This window comes from Paenibacillus phytorum (assembly GCF_013141715.1).
Lineage (GTDB): Bacteria > Bacillota > Bacilli > Paenibacillales > NBRC-103111 > Paenibacillus_E > Paenibacillus_E phytorum.
Genome location: NZ_WHOA01000248.1, coordinates 134,188 through 141,423, shown reverse-complemented (window position 1 = coordinate 141,423; position 7,236 = coordinate 134,188). Strand labels below are relative to the sequence as shown.

Annotated in this window: 2 protein-coding genes; both read left to right on the top strand. The window is 42.5% G+C overall.

Annotated elements, in window-relative coordinates; all coding sequences use genetic code 11:
• Positions 1 to 332: 332 nt before the first annotated feature.
• Positions 333 to 6,713, top strand: a complete 6,381-nt coding sequence (locus GC098_RS37690) for an S-layer homology domain-containing protein (RefSeq protein WP_171649445.1) — start codon at positions 333 to 335, stop codon at positions 6,711 to 6,713.
• 279 nt (positions 6,714 to 6,992) lie between these two features.
• Positions 6,993 to 7,214, top strand: a complete 222-nt coding sequence (locus tag GC098_RS37685; RefSeq protein ID WP_171649357.1) for a hypothetical protein — start codon at positions 6,993 to 6,995, stop codon at positions 7,212 to 7,214.
• Positions 7,215 to 7,236 lie beyond the last annotated feature (22 nt).

The window sequence follows — 7,236 nt, the reverse complement described above, 5'->3', positions numbered from 1 at the left end:
AGTGAGAGGGTCTTGTTTATCTTGGGACTGTTGTTCAGCTAATTTCTGTTCTCTGGCACTCACAAGTAGTAAATCATTAATTAAATGGTTTGCAAATTCATGGTGGTCTTCTAAGGGTTCCTCGGCGTTTTTTCATTATGATATGTTGTTAAAAGATAGTCGCGCAGAAATATCTCCTGCCCGACTATTTTTTTTGTTTTACTTGTTTAGTCAATCTAGGTCCAATAAATGGATGATTAACAATATCTTAACAACGGCTTTATATACTATTTGATACAATAACTCTGTTGCAACGGGCACAAATTTATATACCAATAGGAGTTGTCGAAACATTGTTTATTAAAAAAGCTAGCAAGTTATTTACTATTGTTTCACTAGTTATTGTATTACTCAGTCAGAGCATTCCTCTCCCCACTGCTTTTGCAGCCGCGGATGACAAGGTTTTTGACATTGTTCAGATTCCAGATTTTCATGGAACGTTGGTTAACGGAGAGAATCAGCCTGTTGCAGCGGTATTGGCTCGTAATATTGAAGAAATAAGAAGTCAGAACCCGGATCGCACGCTAGTTCTTGGAGGCGGAGATAATTATCAGGATAAGAATCTCTACGATTTGATACATGGATTGACTGTCATGAAGGTTTTCAATGCCATGGGCATGGAAGCATCGACGGTGGGCAATCATGAGTTTGACTGGGGACTTGATTCGGTCACCAAAGATGTGTACAGCAGCAACAAGTTCCCTTTACTTGCGGCTAATCTCTTTTATAAAAATAACGATCAACGAGTGCTTGATGCCTATAAAATATTTGAAAAAGACGGTGTCAAAATTGCGGTTATTGGCGCTGTGACGCGAGATACACAATATGCCCTGCCTGGGACGGTTGATGCTTATGTTTTCAAGGATATTGCTGAGGAAGTAAACAAAGCGGCAGTTGCAGCGAGAGCTCAAGGGGCCCGAATTGTTGTGGCGAATATTCATGAAGAGCACGATGATAATACGACAGGCCCGATTTTTGAAATTACAAAGGCGCTGGTAGGTGTAGATGCTGTACTGGCTGCTCATGCTCACAGAGATCTTAAGACGGAAGTTAACGGTATGCCGTTGATTATCGGCAGAGCGCGTGGCGAAGACTTCGTACACATGAAGATTACTTTGTCGGCGGATAATAAGCTTTCATTTGATTATAATCAAAGAGCGATAGATACGGATAGTGTGGTTTTCCCATTTGGTTTTAGGGCGGATCATCCCGTTGTGAACCAGACTGTACAGGATATAGTTGAAGAATCAATCGCACAATATCCGGTATCGAAAGATAAAAGCTTGCTTAATCTTGGTAATATAGAGATGAACGAAGTAACAGGAAATCTGGTACTTCCAGTTACAGGAGCAAATGGGACTACGATCAGCTGGGAATCTAGCAACCCTGCAGTTATTGTAACGAACGGTACCGTACATCGCCCTGCGGCCGGCTTAGGGAATGCAGTAGTTACGTTGACAGCCACCATTACAAAGGATGGTAAAAAGGATACAAAACAATTTACGGTTACTGTATTAGACTATTCTACTCCAAGGAAAGTGAATGTGGCTAAGAAAGCAATCGTGACCGCATCTTCTGAATACAACTCGGATTATCCAGTTAAAAACGTGAAAGATGGCAAGCCCATTGTAATGGATCAATATGAATGGGCCTCCAAAGGCGAAACGAAACCATGGATAAAATTAGAATGGCCGGAAGCGGTTAAGATCACTAAAATTAATGTGTATGATAGACCCAACATAAATGATAATGCGAATGGCGGCTTAATTACGTTCAGCGACGGCAGTACTATGGAAGTGTCTAATATCGATTCAGGAGGCAAGCCAACGACGTTTACCTTTCCCGCGAAAACGATAACCTCCCTAAAGTTTGAAATTAATGGTGGTACAGGGAGTAACGTGGGGCTCGCAGAACTGGAGGTTTTCGGCAACAAGGTTGCTCAAAGCGGCAATCCAGCAGATGGTGCAAGATGGGTAAGCGGAGAATTTCATGCGCACACTTACTTATCGGATGATGCACAGGAAAGTCTCGCAAGTGTATTGGAAAATGCTTTTGATATCTACGATCTGGATTGGCTTGCAACCGCCGATCACATGAGATCATCTCATCGAGATGATGAGGGGAAAGAGTTAGGGAAAACGATCCCGCGTTCACAGTCCATCACTGATTATGCAATTCCAAAGATGAACCAATCGAAAGAGTTGTATAAGGATAAGATCATGTTCCCAGGATTTGAATGGGATATTCCCAACCACGAGCACGGATCTGTGGGAATTGTAACAGAAGACAAAGATGCTGCAGCCAAATTTGAACAAATGTTTGGTGATCAGGTCGTTGAGAAATATAAAGAGTTGGCCAAAACAAACCAAACGCACGAGGATGCAATAAACGGCATCAAATGGCTTAAAAATAACTATCCTGACACCAGTTATTTTCTCGTTAATCATCCTTCAAGAAAGCTGAAATATACCATAAAGGATTTCCGCGATTTTAACAATGCGGCTCCAGAAGTTAGTTTTGGGTTTGAAGGCATGTTGGGGAACCAGATGGAGGGCACCCGAGGTGGTTATGATCATAATGGAGATGTTCAAGGTAGATCCTATGGCGGCGTAGACTACAAGCTAGCGAAGGTTGGCGGATTTTGGGATGCTATGTTAGGAGAAGGCAGGAAATTCTGGGTTTTTGGGAATTCTGATTTCCATTTTCCTAATGGTAGTGGATACTGGCCTGGCGAATACGCTAAGAACCACACATGGGTAAAAGGTCGCGATATGAAGGACATCGTGAATGGCATGCGTTCAGGAAAATCATTTTCTGTGTTTGGAGACTTGATAAACGAGCTCGACTTTAATATTACAAACGGTGCTAGTAAGGAAGAAATAGGTGGAGAACTTCTTGTGAAAAATGGGGATAGCCCTAAGCTCACCATTCGTTTCAAAAGTCCTGACAAGAACAACAATGGAGATCCTGTAAAGGTTGATCATATTGACCTTATAGCGGGCGGTGTCACCGGCAAGCTTGTACCGGGGACAGCGGACTACGAAAATAAAGATACGAATGATACAACAAAAGTGATTCATACTTTCACGAGCAAAGACTGGAAGGTCGAAGACGGATGGAACGTAATGACCTATGATCTTGGTCAGGTAAATGCAAATCAATATTTCCGACTGCGGGCGACGAATCTTGCTCTGAACGTGGAGAATGAAACAGATAAAGATGGAAATCCGCTATTTGATATTGCTCTTACAGAAGATACACCTGCTGCAAAAAGTGCGCGGAACTATAAAGATTTATGGATGTATTCGAACCCGATCTTTGTAAGTGTTGCGAAGGATGTACCTAGATGGATGGTAGGTGAGTTCCACAACCATTCGTCATTATCGGATGATGCAAATAATTCGCTCACAGATTTAATACATAATGCGTTTGATAAGTATAACCTTGATTGGGTTGCAACTGCTGATCATATGAGACTATCTCATCGAGATGATGAGGCTAATGAAATAGGAAAACAAATTCCACGTTCCCAGTCAATCAACGATTACGCCATACCTAAATTAAATAAATTAAGTACACAGTATAAAGATAAAATCATGTTTCCGGGATTCGAGTGGGATGTCCCATCACACGAGCATGCATCGGTGGGAATTATTACAGATGATACAGAAGCCGTAAGCAAATTCGAACACATGTTTACCCTGCAAGACATTGAGAAATGGACTAATGCAGGTCTGCCTAAGGTAAATAAAACACATGAGGATGCATTAAAAGGGATCGAATGGCTTAAGGAAAATTATGCGGATACAAGTTATTTTCTGATCAATCACCCCTCAAGGAAGCTGAAGTATTCCATATCAGATTTCCGCGATTTTAACAATGCGGCGCCGAATATAAGCTTTGGATTTGAAGGCATGTTGGGTAACCAGATGGAGGGCGGCAGAGGTGGTTATAGTTCTACAGCGGATCCTCAAGCTAGATCATATGGCGGTGTAGATTATAAGCTTGCACAGGTTGGCGGATTTTGGGATGCTTTGTTAGGAGAGGGTAGGAAATTTTGGGTTTTCGGAAACTCTGATTTTCATGCTCCTGATTACTGGCCAGGAGAATACTTAAAGAACTATACATGGGTAAAGGGTACCGATATGAAAGCCGTCGTGGATGGCATGCGCTCAGGTAAATCGTTTTCCGTATTTGGAGATCTAATGAACGCGCTCGACTTTCATATAACAAATGGGGATAACACGAAAGAAATGGGTGAAGAGCTTCAGGTTAAACAAGGGGACAATGCTACAATCACAATCCGCTTCAAAAGCCCTGAAAAGAATAATAATGGAGATGTTGTAAACGTCCATCATATTGATCTTATCGCCGGAGAAGTGACCGGTAAGGTTGAATCTGGAACAGCAGATTATAATAAAGACACCAATGATACAACAAAAGTAATCCACACCTTCAATAGTAATGACTGGAAGGTCGAAGACGGATGGAACGTTATGACCTATGATCTTGGTAATGTAACTAAAAACCAATATTTCAGGCTGCGGGCGACTAATCTTGCTCCGAGCGTGGAGAATGAAACAGATGAATACGGAAATCCACTCTTTGACGTTGCTCTTGCAGATAATTCATATGAATCTAAGAGTGCGCGGAATTATAAAGATTTATGGATGTATTCGAATCCGATATTTGTAAATGTAGCGAAGGATGTTAATGTCACTGGCGTTACGCTCGATCAGAATAAAGTGACAATGAGTGTCACAGGTTCCGTGTACGCTCTAGTTGCAACCGTTAACCCGGACAATGCTACGAATAAGGCAGTAACATGGAATTCGAGTAATCCAGCGGTAGCGACAGTGGACAGCCATGGTGTAGTGACGCCTGTAGGAGCAGGAACGGCCATGATTACCGTAACGACAGCGGAAGGTGGCTTTAAGGCAACATGCGAAGTGACTGTGAATACATTGAATGTTGCAGTAACCGGCGTTAAGCTGAATGTCAATGAACTGACTTTGAGTGTCTCGGGTTCCGTGTATGGTCTAGTAGCAACTGTTAATCCTACTGATGCGACGAACAAAACGGTAACATGGCGTTCGAGCGATACAGCGGTAGCGATAGTGGACAGCCATGGCGTAGTGACGCCTGTGGGTTCAGGAAGAGCCATAATTACCGTGACGACAGCGGAAGGCGGCTTTACGGCAATAAGCGAAGTGAATGTGCTTGCAACGAATATTGCTGTAACAGGAGTTAAGCTAAATGTTGATCAACTGACGATGAGTGTCTCGGGTTCCGTGTATGGTCTAGTAGCAACCGTTAACCCTACGAATGCGACAAACCAAACGGTAATATGGAGTTCGAGCAATACAGCAGTTGCAAAAGTGGACAGCAATGGCGTTGTGACACCAATAGGTGCAGGAACGGCCACGATTACCGTGAAAACAGCAGATGGCGGCTTTACAGCAATTTGTACGGTAACAGTGAATAGTAGTAACCCTGATGATGGCCCAAGCAAGGTTCCAAATGACAACACACCTAAAAAAGAAGTCAACCCAATAAGCGAAAAACCTGGAGTGCAAGTCGTAAAAGCGAGCGATATCACGGGACATATCGGGAATGGGGTCGCCACAGTCACCGTTAGCGGTGATGCCAAGGAAATTGAGCTTCCTTCTAACACAGTGGAACTGCTTGCTCAAAATCAGCTTAAGCTTGAGATGGGCAAAGTTACATTAAATATACCGTCTGATTTAATTCAGCAGTTGGCAAATAAGGTATCTGCTGATGAATTGAAGGAAAGTAAAATTGTAGTGAAGAAAGAGGCGCTATCCAAATCAGAAGAGCGCGAAATTATGGCAAAAGGTTCGGCTTCCAGCCAAGTACAGATTAGAATATCGGGTGAAGTGTACGAACTTAGTTTGCATATTGTTACAAAGGAAGGGGAAATTTTTGAATTGTCGAAGTTTGACAAAGCCATTACGATTCATTTGAAATCCGATCCTTCTATGAACCAGTCATTATCCGCAATCTACTATATTGCCGATGACGGAAAGCTTGAATTTATCGGTGGAAAAAATAGTAATGGGGAAATGGTTGCAGAGGTATATCACTTCAGTAAATATGCAATCCTCGAACTCAAAAGAACGTTTACCGACGTTCTATCAACTCATTGGGCTGCGGACACGATTCAAATATTAACGTCCCAGCATATTGTTGAGGGGATTAGCGAAATGAATTTCGAGCCTGAACGGTCCGTTACTCGTGCTGAATTCGTAGCGATGCTTGTCAGATCCCTTAACCTCAAAACGAAGGGTGAGCAAAAGTTTTCAGATGTTGCTTCCAATGCATGGTATGCAGATTCGGTTGCTTTGGCTGTAAAATCGGGGATTGTCGCAGGAAAGAGCGACACGATTTTCGAACCGAACGCCCGCATCACACGTCAAGAGATGGTAGCAATGATGATGCGCGCTTATACAAGCATCAATGGAACGAAACCAGTAGGGAATACAAGCTCTTCATTTAATGACGAATCTACAGTAGCTCCTTGGGCACTGGAATTTGTCAGAGCGGCGGCGAAACTTGGTTTAATCCAAGGACGCGCATCGGGTCAATTTATTCCTGACGGAATGACAACACGAGCAGAAGCAGCCCAAGTCATTCGCAATTTGTTGCAAAAATAAAAGTATATCGCCGCTCATGTGAAATAGATCGTTCACACGAGCGGCTTTTGTATGTTTACTTTGCTGCCGAAGTACTATAGTACTAGGGTAATTTAATATCCTGAATTTGTAAATTGGTGATATAATAAAGCGACAGCAGAGAGTTATCTAAAAGAGTTAATCAAAGAATAATTTTATTTAAATTTAGAGTAAGCCAAGAAAACAAACCGATCGATTTCCCGATCTCAGCTAACCAGGGCATCTACCGATTTATCAAGGGTTGCTAGATGGGTCCTGGAATTGAAAAAGCAATTTGATGAGCAGCTGAATGGAGATCAAATGGCGACGTTTGCGGCTCGCTGTATCGAGAATGAGATCCTTATGCATCTGCGTTCATTGAAGAAAACGCGTAAGGATGTGTCCTTGCATGATCCCATCGGAACCGTGATTCTAACTGAACGGAATTATGTCTATCACAGAAACATGTCTATTGTTGAACTAATATCCTGTCGCTATAATTAACCTAGAATAAGGTTGTTTTAAA